At 53.6% G+C, this 1,925-nt stretch carries 4 protein-coding genes; all 4 read left to right on the forward strand.

Annotated elements, in window-relative coordinates; genetic code table 11:
* Positions 1-387: 387 nt before the first annotated feature.
* Complete coding sequence (locus C230_RS0100390; RefSeq protein ID WP_018130124.1) at positions 388-963, forward strand: Holliday junction resolvase RecU; 576 nt, start codon at positions 388-390, stop codon at positions 961-963.
* 66 nt (positions 964-1,029) lie between these two features.
* The gene (locus C230_RS22795) at positions 1,030-1,206 is read left to right on the forward strand and encodes a hypothetical protein (protein ID WP_018130125.1); all 177 of its coding nucleotides are present in this window, start codon (positions 1,030-1,032) and stop codon (positions 1,204-1,206) included.
* Positions 1,203-1,400, forward strand: a complete 198-nt coding sequence (locus tag C230_RS0100400) for a hypothetical protein (RefSeq protein ID WP_018130126.1) — start codon at positions 1,203-1,205, stop codon at positions 1,398-1,400. Before C230_RS22795 ends, C230_RS0100400 begins: the two co-directional genes overlap by 4 nt.
* Before the next feature lie 252 nt (positions 1,401-1,652).
* The coding region (locus C230_RS18870) for a ParM/StbA family protein (RefSeq protein WP_040392384.1) at positions 1,653-1,925 on the forward strand (273 nt) is incomplete at its 3' end.

Consider the following 1,925-nt stretch of genomic DNA (forward strand, 5'->3'; position numbering starts at 1 on the left):
ATTGCTGCCTTTCATCCGTGAATTGGGGGGATCACGGTGCTATGGAGCCTGATTTTTGGAATTTTGATGCTGGTGTCCGTCTTCATGACGTTGGTTTTTGGGATTGCGGCCGGCGCTGGACGGCAGCGGGATGTCTAGCGCTGTGTTACATGCTTGCGGTGTTCATGTTGTCGGTTTGACTAGGGACGTGGTGGGAAGATGGCAGGGAAATGGACCGGACGGCGGAAGCACTTGGGATTCGGCTTAATTCGAACCGGAAATGAACTCGCGGAAGAACGTCCGGGAACTTGCGGCAAGTGTGGTCACGGCAGTTTCCGGCTCAGGATTGAAAACCACGTATTCATTCGGACTTGCAAGACCTGCGGATATGAGAAGGAGGTCTAGCCGTTGCCAATCAGTCAAGCAAACAGGGGAATGGACTTTGAACAGCTCATCGAATTCGCAAACGCGCAGTACCTGTCGAAGGGCTGGGCTATCATCCAAAAAGTCCCGACACCGTGGAAGGTCATCCGGCGCGGCAAACAGATCGTTTCGGCCTTCCCGGAGAAAAAGTCGACCGTGGATTTTGTCGGCGTGTTCAACGGTCGCCCGATCGCGTTTGACGCGAAATCGACGCGGGAGCGGACAAGGTTCGAGCTGGATCAGGTGGAACCGCATCAGGTTGATTTCCTGCGGCGTTGGCAAGATAACGGCGGGATTGCGTTCCTGCTGATCGAATTCGCGGTGTTGCGGGAAGTGTACGCGATGCAGTTCCGGGAATTGGAGAAATGGTGGATTGGCCGGATGCGAGGGGGACGCCAGAGCATTCCGTACCAAGAGATTCGTCTTTCATGTTACCGCGTGGAACCGAATCGGGGGATTGCGTTGGACTATCTTGGGGCGGTGGTTTCATGGCAAAAATGCGGTGGTACTTGCTCAGGAGAAAAGAAAACGGACGAGACGTCAATCTTTACGAGCCGTTGAGGCGGTACGAGCTGAAAGCCCGCATCCGGAAAGGATGGCGGCTGATCTCGTAGGGGGTGGGATGCTATGGGATTGCATAAGAAGATGGAACGGTTGCGGGAAGAAGCATATGCAAAGGGCTTCCACCAAGCGTGCGACTCTTGGGAAGCGGCTTTGAACCGAACTAGGCGAATCGGTCCGAAAACGCGGGAAAAGATCATGGCGGCAGTCCGGAAGCTGGCCGAGGAAGTGCAAAGGCGATGAGCGCTCGAGTCAATGATTTGCGGATTGAGGTCATCAAGGCTCTGTCGTTCCATCGGTTCAAGGGCAAGGAAATCAGGATACTGGTTCAACAGATTCTCGGTGTTGAAAAACCGATCACCCAGCTAAACCAGGTCGAATGCGAAAAAATATTGGCGGAAATCGGGATAAACACAAGTCAGGTAAAAACAAAATAAGCCCACATCCGAGCTTGCGAGGAGTAATAAAGGACGGAGAGCGAATGAGGCGATGGAGGATCAAGTATGATTCGGGCATGCAGCAGGTGGTACAAGCGGCAGGCGTGCGCGAGGCATGGTTCCGGGGGAATCAGTTTCGAAAAGTCCAACCAAAGCTTGGGCCGATTGTGATAGTTTCAGAGATTAAAATCGATCAAAAGAACCTAACGGTTTCTGGATGCCAAAGAAGCAAATGAAAGGAGCAAATGCAAAATGATTATGGGACTTGATCTTGGATATGGCTACGTGAAAGTCACCAGCGACGGTCGGACGGTCCAAACGTTCCCGTCGGTTGTCGGTAGCGGGAAGGAGCGGCAATTTGCGGGACTCTTCGGTTCCGGGCGCGGGCTCGATGAGATGGCGGTGCAGATTGATGGCCGGACGTACTACATTGGTGACTTGGCGGTCGCCGAATCGTACGATGCAAGCCGTGCTATTGACAGAAACAAAACCCATCACGATGCGACCCGTGTGCTGGTGGCGACT

Origin of the sequence: Effusibacillus pohliae DSM 22757, assembly GCF_000376225.1 — a bacterium.
Taxonomy (GTDB): domain Bacteria; phylum Bacillota; class Bacilli; order Tumebacillales; family Effusibacillaceae; genus Effusibacillus; species Effusibacillus pohliae.